Genomic DNA, 16592 nt, shown 5'->3' with positions numbered 1-16592 from the left:
CCCGGCCGCCGAACATGCCGGCAATGACAGGAGTGGTGCCGATGTCGGTCTGGTCGCCTGGCGTCATGCCGGGAAGACGCGGAACAGCGCATCCTCGCGCCACCCGTTGCCGTGCCTGCCATTGCGGCGCACTCGATTGCCGTGCGGTTCTCGCCGGCATCGGCGCATAGACGGCCGCCATGGCCGGGACGCACCTGCTGAATCTCCGGGCTCTCGCCGATGCCACCATCGACGATTATGCCCTGGTGCGCTTCGATGGCCGCGAGGCCATTTCGGAACCCTTTGACTATCGCCTGGAACTGATCCCGGTCGAAGCCGGCGACGTGGCGCCCTGGATCGGCAAGCTGGCCGAATGGGACGTGACGCTGACCGACGGGCAGGAACGGGTATTCGCCGGCCGCATCTATGCCGTGCAGACGCTGGCCGACGGCGGCGTCGCCCGCATCGTCGTGCGCGTTCGCCCGGCCTATCACGCGCTGGCCTATGCGCGCGGCACGCATTTCATCCAGGACAAGACGAGCATCGACATCTTCGAGGCGATGACCGCCGATGTGCCCGGGCTGACGACGACGATCTCGGTTTCGCCGGCGCCGCCGGTGCGGACCTATTCGGTGCGCTACGACGAAGTCGAGATCGACTATCTCGCCCGCCTGCTGGCGCAGGACGGCCTCATGTATTTCTTCCGCTACGATCGTGGCGGCGGGTCGTTCCGGCACAAGATGACGGTGACCAACAAGGCCAGCGACTATTTCGACGTGCTCGAGGGCGCGGCGCTGGTCTATCATCCGTCGGGGTCGGATTCGACATTGAAATCGCTGTCGCGCGACCAGCGGGCGACGGCGCGGCTGCTCGATCACCATGCCTTCGACGTCAACAAGCTCGACACGCCATGGACGCATTCGGCGACGGCGTCGGAAAGCTGGGGCAAGGTCTATACCCACAAGTACGAGACCACCGGCGCCGAGGCCGGGGCCAATGCCGATTTGGGCACACGCAGCGCGGCGCATAACGAATATCGCGCGCAGCAGGCCGACACCGTCGTCGGCACCGCCGATTCGCCCGATTTTGCGGCCGGCGGCCGGATCACCATCGAAGTCGAGGGCGGCGGCTTTCCCGACCGGCTGTTGCTGACTGAGGTCACCCACAGCGCCTATGATCCCTGGATGCTGCGCGATGGCGGCAAGGCCAGCTATGGCAACAGTTTTTCGGCGATCGACGCGACGCGGGTGTTTCGCCCGGCGGTCAACGTGCCGCCGCGGATCGCGCCGGGGCCGCTGCTCGGCGTCATCGGCGACGACAGCAGCGATGCCGGCCAGGCGGTCGTCGATGCGCAGTGGCGGGTGCCGGTGAAGATCGCCCAGGCGCGGGATTACGAAGGCGCCAAGCCGCTGCCCAAGGTGGTGTGGCTGCCAGTGCAGCAGCAATGGGCGCATTCGACCCATGGTGCCCAGTTTTTCCCGCGCATGGGCACGCGGGTGATCATCGATTTCCTGTACGGCAACCCCGACCTGCCGTTCGTCGCCGGCACCGTCTACACGCCGTCGCAGGCCTATCCGTTCGATCCGGCCAGCAAGGTGACACAGAGCGGCTGGCGCTCGGTTTCGGACAAGAACGGCAGCATTTCGCAGGAATTCCATTTCGAGGACAAGCCGGGCGAGGAGGAGATCTACCTCTACACCGGCCGCGATTATCGCCGGCTGATCGACAATGACGACTGGGGCACGGTCAAGAACAACCAGACGCTGATCGTCGAGAAGGACCAGAGCCTGACGGTCAACAAGGACCGCACCGTCAAGATCGAGGGCCTGGAAAAGATCGACATCACCAAAACGCAGACGGTCACCGTGACCGACAAGGTGATCTATGAATCGAAGAAGGAGATCGAGATCAAGGTCGGCGGCTCGACGATCACGCTGAAGCCCGACGGTATCGAGATCAAGGCGGCGAAGATCGAGATCAAGGCCGATGCCACGCTCGACATGAAGGCCGGCGGCAAGGCCGACCTCGCGTCGCCGACGACAACGGTCAAGGGCGATGCCATGCTGACGCTGCAGGGCGGCCTGGTGAAGATCAACTGATCATGGCAACGCAATCTGCCATTGCCCTGCGTTATCAGCGCGCCGAACTGGACCAGAAGGCCGACCTGTCGCCATCGGGCAAGGCCTGTCTCGCCATGGCACGCGGGCCGCAGGACCTGCTCGGCGCGCTGTCGGGGCTGCCCAGTGCCGAAGACAGCGTGCGGGCACTGGCGCTGATGCTGCCGCACCGCCAGGTCGTCTGGTGGGCGTGCCTGTGCGTCCGGCTGCTGCCCGACCTGGCGCAGCGGCCGGCGGATCTGGCCGCGGTCGAACAGGCGGAGGCCTGGGTGCAGAGCGCGGCGGCGGCGGATGCGGAGCTTGCCGGCGAGCTTGCCGGGAATTGCGACCTGGGCAAGGCGCCGGGCTGGGCGGCGATGGCAGCGACCTGGAGCGGACCGTCGCTGGCGCCGCGCGGCCTGCAGGCGGTGCCACCGGCGCCGCATCTGCCCGGCGTCGCGGCACGCACCGCGTTGATCCTGCTGATCCATGATCCGGCGCTCGGCGGCAAGGTCGGCATGGCCGATCTGCTGGAAATCGGGCTGGCGCTGATGCAAGGTGACATCGGGCGCAAGGCGCAGACGGCGGTGATGGATCGTCTGCGCGGCGCGGCCTGACGGAACGCACCATGTGGACTTTCCTGCTTTCGCGGATAGGCGACGCGCCTGGCAGCTATGTCGATCGCCGGCAGTTCGACGGCGGCCAGATGAAGATCGGCCGCAATGCGCGCAGTTGCGACTGGGCGCTGCCCGATGACCAGGGCCATCTGTCGCGCGAACATTGCACGATCTCGGCGGTCGGTCTCGATCTGTTCGTCATCGATACCAGCACCAATGGCGTGATGCTGAACGCGCCTGGCCAGCGCATCGCGCCGCAGGTGCCGGTGGCGGTTCGGGTCAAGGACAAGCTGCTGCTCGGCGACTTCGTCATCGAGATCGCCACCGAAAGCGCCGGCGCCGGCGTGGCGCTGACCCCGGCGGCGGCGCCGCCGCTGCCGGGTGGCGGCTCGGCGGGTTTCGACGGCATGGCCCAGCCCGACGCCTGGTTCACGCCCGCCGCGGACCCGATCTGGGGCACCGGACCCGATCGCCATGCCGAGGTCCATGATTTCCTGGGCCATGCCATGCATGATTTCCTCGGTCCGGCACCGGGCAGCGGCGGCGGTGGTGCGCCGATCGATCCGGCCTGGGGTGGGCCGATGTCGGACGCCTTTTCGAAACCGATCATGGCGGCGATGACGCCGGTGGCGGCGGATTTCGGCATTCCGGAGGATTGGGCGGCGCCGCCGCGCGCGGCAGCGCCGGCTGCGCCTGCGGCGGCCGATCCGTTCGGTGATTTTGCCGCCCCGGCCCTGGCGCCGGCCGTCGACGATCCCTTCGCCGCCTTTGCGCCGGCGGCTGCCGATCCGTTCGGGGGGCCACCACCCAAGGCTTTCGGTGCGCTTGCCGATCCGTTTGCCGATGCCTTCGGTGATGCGGCGCCGGCGACGATGCCGGACGACCCCTTTGCCCTGCCCGGCAACGCCGTGTCGCCGGACGATGACCCGTTTGCGATGCCGGCGGCCGCGCCGCCGCCCCAGGTCTTCGCTGCGACGCCCGCCTCTGCTGCGCGCCCGGCGCCCGCCGCGGCCCACGGCGCGGCTCCCGCTGGCGACGGCTGGGCGGCATTTTGCGACGGCGCCGGGCTCGATCCCGACGATTTGCGGCTGGCGCCCGATGCGATGCGGCGGCTTGGCGTGCTCTACCGCCAGGTCGTGCTCGGCCTCAGCGATCTCATCCAGGATCGCGCCGCCTTCAAGGATGAATTCCGCGTCGAGCGCACCCAGCTCAGCATGGGCAAGAACAACCCGCTGAAGCATCTGCCACCGCTCGATTCGGCCAAGCTGCTGCTCGGCGACCCGCTGCCTGGCTTCATGCCGGCCGACGAGGCGCTGCGCACGGCCTTCGAGGATGTCAAGAAGCACCAGCTGGCGATGCTGGCGGGCGTCCAGCATGCGCTAAACGCGGTGTTCGAGCGGCTGTCGCCGGCGGAAATCGAGGCGTTGATGGCCAAGGCGTCGGGGGCGAAGCGTGGCCTGCCGTTCACGCGTGGCATCAATCCCTGGACGGTGTATCAAACAGTATTCGAAGCGTTGCGGCGCGATGCCGTGTCGAACGTCAACAGCGTGATGAGCATGGCCTTTCGTGACGGCTATGAAAAGTTTCTGAAGGCGGGGAAATAGCGGGCCGGATATCGCGGTCCGCTGGCGGGGAAGGGTGGTGGCGGGGTGACCTGGGAAAACAAGCCGGTCTGGTCGGAGGGCATGTTCCTGCGTCCCCAGCACTTCCAGCAATTCGAACGTTTCAGCACCGCCCAGCTGGAGGCGCGGGTGGCGCCGCTGCGCTCACACGCCAACGGCATCGCAGAATTGCGCATCGACGACGGCCTGTTGAAGACCGGCAAGCTGGCGATCGTGCGCTGCATCGGCATCTTCGACGACGGTACGCCGTTCTGCATCCCCGACGAGGCGGCGGCGCCGCTGCCGCTCGAAGTGTCGCGCGATCTGCGCGATACCGTCGTCCATCTGTGCGTGCCGCTGGCCCGGCCGGGTACCGCCGATGTCGCGCTCGACAAATCCGCCCAGGCGGAAACGCGCTTCCTCGCGCATGAATTCGAAGCCGCCGATGCCGTTTATGGCGCAGCGTCGCGGGTGCCGCTGAATGTCGGCCGGATGCAATTGTCGCTGCGCGCCGAAAGCGAGGGGCTCGACGGCTATGCGACGCTGCCGCTGGCGCGGGTCGTCGAACGCCGCGCCGACGATACGGTAACGCTCGACCAGGGCTTCATCCCCTGCGTGATCAGTGCGTCGGCGAGCCCGGCACTGACCGGGTTCCTGTCCGAACTGGAAGGGCTGCTGCACCAGCGCGGCGAGGCGATCGCCGGCCGGCTCGGCACGCCGGGGGCGAAAGGCGTCGCCGACATCACCGATTTCCTGATGCTGATGGCGGTCAACCGGGCGGAGGCGATGGTCAAGCACCTGGCGTCGCTGCCGGTCGTCCATCCGGCGGATTTCTATGGCACGCTGTGCGTCCTTGCCGCCGAAATCTCGACGATCACCGCCAGCGGCAACCGCCCGCAGTTCATGCCGCTCTATTCGCACCGTGAACAACGCGTCTGCTTCGATGCCGTTATGGGAGACCTCCGCCGCTCGCTGAGCGCGGTGTTCGAGCAATCGGCGGTGGCGATCCCGCTGGAAGATCGCGCCTATGGCATCCGCGTCGGCCAGATCAGCGACCGTTCGCTGTTCACCGGCGCCGCCTTCGTACTGGCGGCGCGGGCGGCGGTCGATACCGAATCGCTGCGCGCCAACCTGCCGCGGCGGGCCAAGATCGGCTCCGTCGAGCATATCCGCGATCTCGTGATGCGGCAGCTGCCCGGCGCCGACATCTTCCCGATGCCGTCGGAGCCGCGGCAGATCCCGTTCCGCGCCAATTCGGTGTATTTCAGCATCAACACTCGCCATGAACAATGGCAGACGGTGCGCACTTCCGGTGCCGTCGCGCTGCACGTGGCGGGCGACATTCCCGGGCTCGAACTCGAACTCTGGGCGATCAGGGGGAGCGCATCATGAGCGACAAGCCCGAAGATCCGGCATCGGAACGCACCGTGTTCCAGCCCGGGCGACCGATCGGCGGAGCAGCGCCCGTGCCGCCGGTTTCGCCAGCCCCGGGTGCCTATGTGCCGCCGGCGCCGCAGCCCGCCGCCGGCCAGGCGCAGCGCCAGTCGGGCGGGACCCCGGCCCGGCTCGACTTCGCCGCTGCCGAGCCCGACCTTTACGGACCCGAGCCGCTGGTCGCGGCCGCCGGCCGGCTGATCCACCTCGCCAGCCAGGTCCGCACCATGCCGGTCGGCCCCGATCTCGCCGGGCTGCGTCAGCTCGTCATCCGTGAACTCGACGCCTTCACGCCGCGTGTCCAGAAATTGGGGCTCGAGCCCAAGAGCGCGCAGCTGGCGCATTACATCCTCTGCGCCTTCATGGACGATGCGGTGATGTCGACGCCCTGGGGCGCCAACAGCCCCTGGTCGCAGCACAGTCTGCTCGCCGCCTATCACAACGACACCCAGGGCGGTGACCGCCTGTTTCAGTTCGCCGAGCGCATGGAGAGCGACCCGGCGCGCGAGCCGCGGTTGATGGAACTGCTCTACCAGTGCCTGTCGCTGGGCTTCGAGGGCCGCGCCGCGCTCGATCCGCGCGGGCAGTCGCTGCTGCAGCAGCGGCGGTCGCGGCTGGCCAGCGCCATTTCGGGTCGCGCCGGGCCGCCGCCGGGTGACCTGTCGCCGCAATGGCAGGGCGTTGCCGTGGCCGGCGGCAGCTATGCGCCGCGCATCCCGCTCTGGGCGATCCTCGCCGGGCTGGCGACGGTGGCGCTGGTGATTTTTTCGGCGCTGCTGTTCCGCCTGTCGAGCCAGTCCGATGCCGCCATGGCCTCGCTGAACCAGGCGGTCGGTACGTCCACGATCGTGCCGCCGCCGCCGGCGCCGGAAACCGCGACGCCGACATTCGATCGCATGAAGACCATCCTGGCGCCCGACATTTCAAGCGGCCGCGTCGCCGTGCTGCGCGAGGGCAACGAGATCGTGCTGCGGCTGGTCAACCAGGGGCTGTTCGGATCGGCCGCGGCGACGCCATCGTCGGAATGGAGCGATACCTTCGGTCGGCTGGCGGAGGCGGCGAACCTGAGCAAGGGACCGATCCGCATCGTCGGCCATACCGACAACCAGGGCATTCGTTCGCTGGAATTCCCGTCGAACCTGGCGCTTTCGGAAGCCCGGGCGCGGGCCGTCAGCAGCGCGCTGTCGAGCGCCGGCCTGTCCGACCCGAGCCGGACCGCGGCGAGCGGTGTCGGCGACGCCCAGCCGGTCGGCGACAACGGCAGCGAGGACGGCCGGCGCCAGAACCGCCGCGTCGAGCTGCGCGTCGCCAACGATGTCGCGTGGCGCTGAGGTGGCGGTGATGGGGGCGCATGACATGACCGACCGGGGGATTAGGCCGTGACCAAGATGAAGGCGCTGCTGCGCAATCCGTGGTTCTGGCGCGTCGTCGGCGCGCTGTTGTTCGGCATCATCGTCTGGTTCGTCGGGCCGCTCATCGCCATCGGCGGCTGGCGGCCGTTCGGCTGGTGGCCGGTGACGGCGCTTTTTGCGCTGCTGGCGCTGCTTGGCGTCGTCGGTTACTGGCTATGGGCGCGCGGCCGTGACAAGCGCCGCAACGCCGCGCTGATGGACGCGCTGGCGCCGACCAGCCGCGGCGATGGCGACGAATTGTCGGCCAAGCTCAACGAAGCGCTGACGATGCTGCGGTCGACGAAGCTCGGCACGCGCGGCACCTATGTCTATCAGCTGCCCTGGTACGCCATCATCGGGCCGTCGGGGGCGGGCAAGACGACGGCGCTGCTGAATTCCGGGCTGGGGTTCCCGACGGCGGTCGCCGGCGAATATCGCGCGCTGCGCGGCCAGCCCAAGACACCCAATTGCGACTGGTGGTTCACCGACGAAGCGGTGCTGATCGACACCGCCGGCCGCTATGTCACCCAGGACGACGACGCGACCGCCGATGCGGAAGGGTGGAAGGGTTTCCTCGCGCTGTTGAAACAGCATCGCCCGCTGCAGCCGCTGAACGGCGTCATCGTTGCCATTCCGGCGCCCGATTTCGCCGACGCCCGCAAGATGGCGTCGCATGCGGAGAATATCCGCGCCCGGCTCGCCGAGATCGGCACCTCGCTCGGCCAGGCGTTGCCGATCTATGTGCTGGTCACCAAGACCGATCTGCTCGCCGGATTCCGCGAGTATTTCGCCCGCGCCACCGATGCCGAATCGGACCAGGTGTTCGGCGCCACGGCGCCCGGCGAAGGCGCCGACAACGCGGCGGTGCTCCAGGGCTTCGACAAGCTGGTCAACAGCGTCGCGGCGCGGGTCGTCGATCGCATGCAGAACGAGGCCGAGCTGCCGCGTCGCGGCCAGATCGCCGCCTTTCCGGCGCAGTTGGCGTCGCTGCGCGCGCCACTTGCCGAACTGCTGTCGGCGCTCGGCCAGAAAAGCCGTTTCGACACGCCGGCCCGCGTCCGCGGCGTCTATCTTGCCTCGGGCACCCAGACCGGCAACCCGGTCGATCGCATCCTGCTGACCGTCGGCATGCCGGCGATGGCATCGACCAGCGCCGTCGGCCAGGGCCGCAGCTATTTCCTGAAGCGCTTTTTCTCGGACCTGGTGTTCCCCGAACAGGGCCTCGCCAGCCGCAATGCCGCGGCCGAGAAAAAGGCGCGGCAGCGATATCTCGTCGGCGTCGGCGGCGGTGTCGCGGCGCTGGTCATCGCCATCGGCGTCTGGGGCTGGGGCTATGTCCGCAATACCGCGCTGATCCGCGGCGTCTATGAAACCACCGCCGCCTATGCCCAGGCCGCCGGCATCGCGCGCGGCGGCACCGCCTCGGCTTCGGAGGACCTGGCGGCGCTCGGCGTGCTCGGCAAGGCGACCGGCGACATGGCGGCGGCGAGCGATTTCGGGCTCGGGCTGGGCCAGGGCGGGCGCCTCGGTGCCGAGCTGAAGGCAATCTATGGCCGCGACCTGCAGCGGCGGCTGACGCCGATCCTGGCCGGCCTGGCGGAGGACCGCATCGCCGCCGACAGCGCCAACCCGCCGCTGCTCTACGACGATCTCAAATCCTATCTCGTGCTCGGCGGCCGCGGGCCGTTGCTGCCCCAGCAGGTCACCGGCTGGGTGCAGCCGGCGTGGACGGCGCGCGGCGGCGGCGGCGATGTCGCCGCCGAGGCGAGCGAACTGGTCCGCCACACGGCGGCGCTGTTCGACGGCAATTTCAAGCCCGTCGCCGTCGATGCGACGCGCATCGATCGCGCCCGCGAGGTGTTGCGCGCCCAGCCGCCCGCCGTGCGCGTCTATGGCCGGCTGAAGAGCAAGGCGATGGAGGCCGGCGAGCCGATATGGACGGCGCGCGAGAATGCCGGGCCGCGGCCGGAGATATTCTTTGCCTCCAGCGGCGCCTTTGCGCCCGGATCCGGTATCCCGGCGCTGTTCACCCGCAAGGGGTATGACACCATCTTCCTGCCGATGCTCGCCAGCGGCCCCAAGCTGCTGGAGGAGGAGGCCTGGGTGGTCGGCGACAGTGGCGCGGCGACCGTGGTGCCCGACATGGCCGGGCTGAAGCGCGACCTGGAGCAATTGTACTTCGCCGAGTTCCTGCAGCGCTGGCGCGGCTATTTCGCCGGCATGCAGCCCCGCCCGGCAACGTCGCTGGCCGATAACGTCCAGCGGCTGCGCGACGGCAGCGGGCCGCTGTCACCCCTGCCGCCGCTGCTGAAGGCCGCGGCGCAGGCGTCGGACATGACCCCGTCCAAGGGCGCCGCCAAGGTCGGCGCGCTGGGCGGCGCGATGGGCGGCAAGCTGATGGGCGCCGTCGGCATGGGGCCGGGCGGCAACGACGCCCGCGAAGCGGTCACCGCCGCCTTCCTGCCACTGCGCATGTTCGTCGGCATCCCGCCCGGCGGCGGCCCGCCGGCGCCCAACGCGCCGCTCGACCTGATGCTGTCGGGAATGGGGCAGTTGGCCGACAAGCTGAACATCATCTCGGTGCTGCCGGGTGGCGGCGGCGAGACGGGATCGGCGGCGAGTCTCGAGGTGCGGGCGCTGATCAGCCAGCTCGACCAGACCGCCAATGCCATGCCGGAACCCGCCGGCGTCATCGCCAAGGCGATCGCCAGCGATGCCAATGTCGCGCTGGGCGGGGCGCGGACGGCGCAGATGGGCGCGGCGCTCGACGCCAGCTTCGGCAGCCAGTGTGCCGAGGTGGTCGCCAAGGCGTTCCCGGTGCAGCCGGCGGCGCAGGCGGAGATTTCGCTGCCCGATTTCAGCCGCTTCTTTGCCCCCCAGGGCACGCTCGCCAAGTTCGTGTCGCAGGAGCTGGCGGGCTATGTCGATACCAGCGGGCCGGAATGGCAGGCCAGGCCCAATGCCGGCGAAATCGGGCTGACCGAGGCCAATGTGCGGGCGCTGCAGGCCGCCAGCCTGGTGACACGGACGTTTTTCGCCAGCGACCCCCAGGCGCCGCGGCTGGTTTACCAGCTGGAGCCGGTGGCCCTTGCCGGCGCCAAGACAGTGAGCCTGAAGATCGACGGCCAGGTGCTGAAATACGACGGCAAGGCGGCGGTGCCCGCGACCTTCGAATGGCCCGGCGCCGGCGGCGCCGCGGTGGAATTCGGCGTGGAGGGCAGCAGCGTGCCGGCGGTGCGGACCTGGCCCGGGCAATGGGCGCTGTTCCGGCTGATGAAAGCCGCCGCCGTTCGCGCCGGCGCGACGCCTTCGGCAGGGGAAGGCAGCCTGACCGAAGGCGGCGCACGCTTCGATTTCCGGGTGCGGACGTTCGTCGCCGGCAATCCCTTCGTCGTCGACCCGTTCATCAAGATCGCCTGCCCGGCGCGGATCACCACCGGCGTCGGCACCACGCCGGTCGCCGGCTGAGGCACGCGCCGCAGCGCCGCTTCAGGCGACCAGGAATCCCGCCGCGGCCATCTGCTGCAGCGCCGCCTCGACATCGATCTCATGGCCATGGCCCGATGCCGCCCAGTCGGCGGCGAGTTGATCGCGGTCGCGGCTGCCGTCGAGCAGCGCCAGGAACGCCAACGGCCCGTCGACCGGCATGGCGACGACGTTATGGTCGAGCGAGAACAGGTTGCGGTGCCCGGCGGCGATCTGCGCGCGGACCACGGGGCTGGCCTGCGGCCTCGCACCGGCCGTGGTGACACCGGGCAGCGGCGTCGCATAAAGGCCAACGACCTCCGCGGTATAGAGCCGGAACATCGCTTCCAGCATGTCGGGCGTATCGGCGACGGCGCTCACCGGCAGGCGTTGCGGCCAGCGCGCCGACAGCGCGGCCAGCCGATCGGCGAGGACGGCATCACCGACGGTGAATTCATCCTCCTTGATCCTGAAGCGATCGGCACCGATCCGCACCGCCTGGCTCGACACGAACAGCGGTGCCAGTGACTCCGGATCGAGTCGGCGGGCCGGGCGCCGCCCGTCGCGGACCAGCAGGGTCTGGTGAAAAAAGGCAAGCGAGCCGAAATCGGTGGTCTGCGCCAGGCGCACCACGGCGGCATCGTTATCGTCGTTACCCGGCAGGCCGTCGAAGATCAGCACCGGCGCGGCATCGTTGAGAAAGGCGAGCCCTTCCGCATTGGCGGCGGCGATGACGTCGCTGAACAGCTGCGGATGCCATTCGCCGCTCAATTCGTCGTGGAACAAGGTTTCCGGGTGATGGCGCAGCATCGGCCGCGCCACCTCGCGCATGGCGGCGACGATGGCGCGCTCGTCGCTCCGCGGCCGGGCGAAATCCTCCAGCACCTCATAGGCGCGCTGCAGCCGGGCAGCGGGGTCGTCGATGCCCTGCAGGTGATGGAACATCAGGTCGCGGATGACCTGGCGCAGATGGCCGCCCGGCAGCGCATTATAGCTGATGAAGGCGACGCCGTCGGGGGCGAGGACGCGGCCGACGAGCCGCATCAATGCGGCACGTACCGGCGGCGGCACCCAGGCATAGACGCCATGGGCGATGATATAATCGAACGGCCCCTCCAGCGTATCGGCGGCGACCGTGATGTCGCCGACGCGATTGACGATGTTGGTCAGCCCGGCAGCGTGGATCAGGGCGTCGCCACGCGCGATCGCGACCGCCGACAGGTCGAAATTGTGGAACTGCGCCCGGGGGTAGGCAGCCGCCATGGCGATGACATTGACGCCGTCGCCGCCGCCGATTTCGAGAACGCGCGCGGTTTCGACGGCGGGGGCGTCGAGGCCGTGGAGCCGCGCGATGGCGGCGAGACGGCTGGGATGGGTGACCGAGAAGATCGTCGCCGGATAGGCGACGAGATCATAGCTTGTCGCGGTCACGGCCGGCGGACGCGGGGGTCAGTTGGCGCGCGAAAACTCGACACGACGGTTGACGGGTGCGGTCGGCGCGGTGCCGGGCCGGGCCTTGTCGAAGCCATAGCCGCGCGGCTCGATCCGGGTCGGCTCGATACCTTGCGCCACCAGGAAGTCGACGACCGACTTGGCGCGCTGCTTCGACAGCTCCAGATTGTAGTCGCGGTTGCCGACGGCATTGGTGTGGCCATCGACGCTGAATTTCATCGACGCCAGCGCCGGCGAACGCATCGCCTCGGCAAAGGCGCGGGCCTCGGCCTTGGCCTGGTCGGTCAGCTCGGCGGAGCCATTGGCAAAGGCGATCTGCATGTCGATGCCGCCCCTGGACGTGGCCGGCGCTGCGGCCGCGGGCCGGGGCCGGGCGCGGGCGGGCGTGGCAACGGCGACGCTGCGGGCGGCCGGGGCGGCGGTCGCGGTCGGAACCTTGATGGTGTTCGGGCGCGCCAGGCTGAAGGCGCGTTCGTCGCCGACCTTGATCTGCTGGTTGCTGTCGGGCTGTGCATCGCCGCAGCTGCCGCTCAACTTGCAGACGATGTCGTCGGGGGTGTTGCGCGCCTTGGCAGGTGCCTGGCCGGACGCGGCCGTTGCGGTCGCGACCGCAATCGTAAACCCGAGCAATGCAGCAACACGCATTGGAATTCCCCCGCCAGAGTCGCAACCTACCAGAATTCGTTAACTGTAGTGGTTCCGAGGGCGATTGACAATCGCCCGGGCAATCGCTTCGCTAACGTATTGACGTGTCCCTCAGGCAAACAGAGTCCATGATGCTTACACTCACGCCGCAGGGCGCCGGCGCCCCGCCGCCGGCCCGATTCGATGGTCGCGGTGGCACCATCGGCCGCGCCGCCGGCGTCGATCTGGTGCTGCCCGATCCGGCCAGCATCGTGTCGTCGAAACACTGCCGAATCGATTTCCAGGGCGGCCGCTATGTACTGGTCGACACCAGCACCAACGGCACCGCGATCAACGGTCGCCGCCTGACCGGGCCCTATCCGCTGGCCGAGGGCGATGTGCTGACGATCGGCCCCTGGCGGGTCGCGGTATCCCTGGCCGGTACCGGCGCCCCGACCCCGGCCATCGCGCCGGACTGGCATCGCGCGGCGCCGGCACCTGGCGGGGCAACCATGCAGCAGCCGGGCGGGCGGGACGGACTCGCGCCGTTGCTCGATGGTGCCGGCATTGCCCGATCCGCCATTGCCGCCGACGATGCCGTGGTGCTGGCCGCCGCCGGCGCGTTGCTGCGCCAATATACCGGCGGGCTGATGGCGATGGTCGCGGCGCGGGCCAAGGCGCGCGGCGAGCTTGGCATCAAGCCGCCGGCGCCGTCGAACAACCCGTTGAAGAAGCAGCCCAAGCCCGAACTGGCGCTGGCGCAGTTGTTGGGCGCGCCCAAGCCGGCCGAACAGGCGATCGCCGAGGCATTGGGCGAATTGGAGGCGCACCAGGCCGCAACCTTGCAGGCCATGAAGGGCGCCCTGCGCGCCACGCTCGATGAGCTCGCGCCCGCCGCCATCCGCGCGCACCATGCCAGGGCCAGCGATGCCCAGCTGTGGCAAGCCTATGAAAAGGCCTTTGCCGGGCAGGACGGGGACGCCTTCATCGACGTTTTCGCCCGCGAGCTGGCGGCGGCGTACGAGAAACTGGCGACGCCGGGAAAGCGCTGACCGCTATTCCTTCACCTCGTCGACCATCTTGAACCACACCATTTCGGCCTTCCAGCCGTGCGTCGCGGCGGCGGCGGCAAAGGCGGCCGGGTCCATCTTTTTCCCGGCGAAGATCGACGGGGTGAAGCCGCCATTGCCGGTCAGCAGCAGGATGCCCGACCAGCCGGTGTGATCGGCATCGATTTGCAGGCGATAACGGTCGCCGCCCAGGTCGGCGATCGGGGTGCCGTTCTTTTCGAGGCCGGCGAAGGTCTTGCGATCGGGGATGACCTCCGAGATCGCGCCGCTGGGTTCGATGCCGTAGAGGGCGAAATCCTGCGCCGGGTTGGCGATGTCGAGGTTGACGATGGCACGGGCGCCGATCTTGCCGGCATAGGGGCTGTCGGGCGGCAGCACGCTCATTTCGAACTTGCGCTGCGGTACCGACAGGTGCGGCGTGCCGCTGGCGCGGATGGCGCGGAACGCATCGATGGAGGCGCATTCCGACGCGTCGATCGGCGCCACGGCGCTGAAATCGGTGGCGCCGATCCGGGCGCCGCTGGCGGCGGCGGCGTCGGACAAGGCCTTTTCCGCCAGCGCCGGTGCACCGGCGACACCGGCAAAGGCCATGGTCACGCCGCCGGGGCCGTCGCTGGCGCCGAGCAGGTCGAGCCAGGTGCAGGACAGGCTGGGCAGGGCCGCGGCGACGGCGGCTTCTGCCCGGCCGGCGGCGGGCGCGGCGGTCGCGGTCGGCGCCGTGGCCACCACCGGCGGCGTGTCGGTGCCGCCAAAGGCCAGCCAGCCGCCCAGCCCAAGCAGCGCCACCAGCCCGACGCCGCCGCCGATCATCAGGCCGCGGTTGCCGCCGGGCTTGGCATCGGTGCCCGCCCTGGCGGCGACGGGCGCTGCCGCGGGCTTGGCCTTGGGGACAGGCTTGGCAGCGGGTGCCGGTGCCGGTGCCGGTGCGGGTGCCGCCAGCGCGGCGATCACCGCCTCCATCGATCGCAGCCGGGCCTGGGGATCGGGCGTCAGCATCCGGTCGAGCACCGGCCGCAGCGCGGCAGGCGCGGCGCTGGTGTCGGCGCCCTTGCGCCGCCGGTCGATGGCTTCGACGAACGACGCACCCATGTCGACATTCTTGCCCTGCGCCACCGCCAGCATGACGAGGCCGAGGCTGTAGACATCGCTCCACGGCCCGACTTCGCGATCGAAATCGCCGAGCTGTTCGGGCGCGACATAGCCGAGCTTGCCGGCAAAACCGTCGCCGATAATGGTCTTCGACCCGGGATCGAGATCCTTGGCGATGCCGAAATCGATGATCTTGGCGCGATCGAGGCGGCGATCCTCGAGCAGGACATTGTCGGGCGAGATGTCGCGATGGATGGCGCCGAGCATGTGCGCCGCGGCCAGCCCCTCGGCAAGGCGGCGGCACAGTGCGACGAGTTCGGCGGGTTCGGGCTTCAGCTCCGACAGCACGTCGGACAGGTTCACGCCATCGATGAATTCGGTGACGATGTAGAAAACGCCGAGCTGCGGTTCCTGTGCCAGCACGCGATACTGCACCAGCGCCGGGTGCGACAGCCGGGTGAGGGTGCGGGCTTCCTTGCGGAACATCGCCTGGACATTGGGATCGGCGGCGAGCGCCGGCAGGATCACCTTGATGGCGACGCGCTCGTCGCTGTTGACGTTGATGCCTTCGAACACCTCGCCCATGCCGCCGCGGGCGAGGAAGCGCTTCACCTCGAAGATGTGGTTGAGCACGTCGCCGACCTGGATGCGGTCGCCATCGGTGCGCGGCGCCATCGGCACGACGCCGCCGAGGACGGTTGCGGAAGGCGGGGGGGCGGACGACGGGGGCGCGCTCGAGGCGCCCGGCGCCATGATGGTGCGGTCGGCGGCGGGGGGCGGTGCAGCGGCCGGGGTGGGGGCGCCAGCCGGCCGGATGATCGTGCGATCGGATTCGGGGGTGTCGTCGGGCGGCTGGTCGCTCATGACATGCTGCCTGCGCTCAGGCTGCCGAAGTGCAGCAGCGTCGGTTCGGTAGCGACGACGGTGATCGCGGTGACATTGTCCGGGGCACCGCGTTCGAGGCAGTGCGCGACCATCGTGCCGATGGCATCGTCGGCGTCGATGCGTTTCAGCTCGGCGGCGATTTCCTGGTCGGACAGGCAGCCGTACAGCCCGTCGCTGCACAGCATGAAGACATCGTCGGGCAGCAGCACGTCGGTGACCATGTCGAGTTCGAGCGGCTCCGCGACGCCGACCGCGCGGGTCAGCACGTTGCGCAACGGATGGGTCGCGGCGCCTTCGAGCGTCAGCAGGTCGCGATCGACGAGTTCCTGCACCTGGCTATGGTCGCGGCTGAGGCGGTGCAGCGCGCCGTTGCGCAGCAGATAGGCGCGGCTGTCGCCGGCCCAGATCACGCCGAAACGGCGATCGCGGACGACCAGCGCGACGATCGTCGACCCCATCTGGGAACCCGTAGCGGCGGCTTCGGCGACGATCCGGCCGTTGGCGCTGCGGATGGTATCCGCCACCGTGGCCAGCAAGGCGTCGAAATCGTCGGTTGGGGCCATGGCGGCGAGGCTGTCGACGATCGCCGCCGCCGCCCAGTCGCCGCGAGCATGGCCGCCCATGCCATCGGCCACCGCCCACACGCCGGTCGCTTCGGACGCGAAGAATCGGTCCTCGTTGAGCTGCCGCACGAGGCCGGTGTCGGTCACCGCCTGCCATTCGGTGCGAAGCGGTATCATGCCCGCATGCCTGCCCCCAAAGTCACCCGCGCCGATGTAGCCTGCAAATGGCACTGGCCGCAATGATTCCGGCGCAATGATCGTGCAATCGGGCTGCGAACGGCGCTTTTCTCATAGGCTAGGCTTTGCCGCACGGGGTGGCCGCCGCT

11 protein-coding genes are annotated in these 16592 nt (G+C 69.3%); 7 read left to right on the top strand and 4 right to left on the bottom strand.

Annotated elements, in window-relative coordinates; translation table 11 throughout:
* The first annotated feature begins 179 nt into the window (after window positions 1-179).
* From ACP7AI_RS08340 to tssM, 6 genes are read left to right on the top strand one after another with little or no spacing between them, the layout of a single operon-like run.
* Complete coding sequence (locus tag ACP7AI_RS08340; protein WP_426166053.1) at window positions 180-2078, top strand: type VI secretion system Vgr family protein; 1899 nt, start codon at window positions 180-182, stop codon at window positions 2076-2078.
* Between the two features lie 2 nt (window positions 2079-2080).
* Window positions 2081-2692, top strand: coding sequence for a DUF6931 family protein (locus tag ACP7AI_RS08335; protein WP_426166050.1), 612 nt, complete (start codon window positions 2081-2083; stop codon window positions 2690-2692).
* Window positions 2693-2703: 11 nt separating this feature from the next.
* Window positions 2704-4296 carry a type VI secretion system-associated FHA domain protein TagH gene (gene tagH / locus ACP7AI_RS08330; RefSeq protein WP_426166047.1) on the top strand — a complete coding sequence of 531 codons (1593 nt, stop codon included), beginning with the start codon at window positions 2704-2706 and terminating at the stop codon, window positions 4294-4296.
* A 45-nt stretch (window positions 4297-4341) separates the two neighbouring features.
* Window positions 4342-5685, top strand: coding sequence for a type VI secretion system baseplate subunit TssK (tssK, locus tag ACP7AI_RS08325; protein ID WP_426166045.1), 1344 nt, complete (start codon window positions 4342-4344; stop codon window positions 5683-5685).
* Complete coding sequence (gene icmH, locus ACP7AI_RS08320; protein ID WP_426166042.1) at window positions 5682-7058, top strand: type IVB secretion system protein IcmH/DotU; 1377 nt, start codon at window positions 5682-5684, stop codon at window positions 7056-7058. Before tssK ends, icmH begins: the two co-directional genes overlap by 4 nt.
* Before the next feature lie 57 nt (window positions 7059-7115).
* Window positions 7116-10586, top strand: coding sequence for a type VI secretion system membrane subunit TssM (gene tssM, locus ACP7AI_RS08315; RefSeq protein WP_426166594.1), 3471 nt, complete (start codon window positions 7116-7118; stop codon window positions 10584-10586).
* A 21-nt stretch (window positions 10587-10607) separates the two neighbouring features.
* On the opposite strand, the gene ACP7AI_RS08310 is transcribed toward tssM, so the two are convergent.
* The gene (locus tag ACP7AI_RS08310) at window positions 10608-12014 is read right to left on the bottom strand and encodes a methyltransferase (protein ID WP_426166040.1); all 1407 of its coding nucleotides are present in this window, start codon (window positions 12012-12014) and stop codon (window positions 10608-10610) included.
* A gap of 18 nt (window positions 12015-12032) precedes the next feature.
* The gene (locus ACP7AI_RS08305; protein ID WP_426166038.1) at window positions 12033-12680 is read right to left on the bottom strand and encodes an OmpA family protein; all 648 of its coding nucleotides are present in this window, start codon (window positions 12678-12680) and stop codon (window positions 12033-12035) included.
* Window positions 12681-12808: 128 nt separating this feature from the next.
* On the opposite strand from ACP7AI_RS08305, the gene ACP7AI_RS08300 reads away from it, so the two are divergent.
* Complete coding sequence (locus ACP7AI_RS08300) at window positions 12809-13711, top strand: type VI secretion system-associated FHA domain protein (protein ID WP_426166036.1); 903 nt, start codon at window positions 12809-12811, stop codon at window positions 13709-13711.
* 3 nt (window positions 13712-13714) lie between these two features.
* Here ACP7AI_RS08300 and ACP7AI_RS08295 read toward each other — a convergent pair whose 3' ends face one another.
* Window positions 13715-15682, bottom strand: a complete 1968-nt coding sequence (locus ACP7AI_RS08295) for a protein kinase domain-containing protein (protein WP_426166033.1) — start codon at window positions 15680-15682, stop codon at window positions 13715-13717.
* The gene (locus ACP7AI_RS08290; RefSeq protein ID WP_426166031.1) at window positions 15679-16443 is read right to left on the bottom strand and encodes a PP2C family protein-serine/threonine phosphatase; all 765 of its coding nucleotides are present in this window, start codon (window positions 16441-16443) and stop codon (window positions 15679-15681) included. The genes ACP7AI_RS08295 and ACP7AI_RS08290 overlap by 4 nt, the downstream gene beginning before the upstream one ends.
* Window positions 16444-16592: the final 149 nt, after the last annotated feature.

This window comes from Sandarakinorhabdus sp. DWP1-3-1, from assembly GCF_049896705.1.
Classification (GTDB): Bacteria; Pseudomonadota; Alphaproteobacteria; order Sphingomonadales; family Sphingomonadaceae; genus Sandarakinorhabdus.
Note: the sequence above shows the minus strand (reverse complement) of the source record. Positions and strands in the feature narration are given on the sequence as shown.

Bases quoted from the DNA above. Each gene is read 5' to 3' on its own strand.
- ACP7AI_RS08340 (WP_426166053.1), top strand. From the start codon at position 180: ATGGCCGGGACGCACCTGCTGAATCTCCGGGCTCTCGCCGATGCCACC.
- ACP7AI_RS08335 (WP_426166050.1), top strand. From the start codon at position 2,081: ATGGCAACGCAATCTGCCATTGCCCTGCGTTATCAGCGCGCCGAACTG.
- tagH (WP_426166047.1), top strand. From the start codon at position 2,704: ATGTGGACTTTCCTGCTTTCGCGGATAGGCGACGCGCCTGGCAGCTAT.
- icmH (WP_426166042.1), top strand. From the start codon at position 5,682: ATGAGCGACAAGCCCGAAGATCCGGCATCGGAACGCACCGTGTTCCAG.
- tssM (WP_426166594.1), top strand. From the start codon at position 7,116: ATGAAGGCGCTGCTGCGCAATCCGTGGTTCTGGCGCGTCGTCGGCGCG.
- ACP7AI_RS08305 (WP_426166038.1), bottom strand. From the start codon at position 12,680: ATGCGTGTTGCTGCATTGCTCGGGTTTACGATTGCGGTCGCGACCGCA.
- ACP7AI_RS08300 (WP_426166036.1), top strand. From the start codon at position 12,809: ATGATGCTTACACTCACGCCGCAGGGCGCCGGCGCCCCGCCGCCGGCC.
- ACP7AI_RS08295 (WP_426166033.1), bottom strand. From the start codon at position 15,682: ATGAGCGACCAGCCGCCCGACGACACCCCCGAATCCGATCGCACGATC.
- ACP7AI_RS08290 (WP_426166031.1), bottom strand. From the start codon at position 16,443: ATGATACCGCTTCGCACCGAATGGCAGGCGGTGACCGACACCGGCCTC.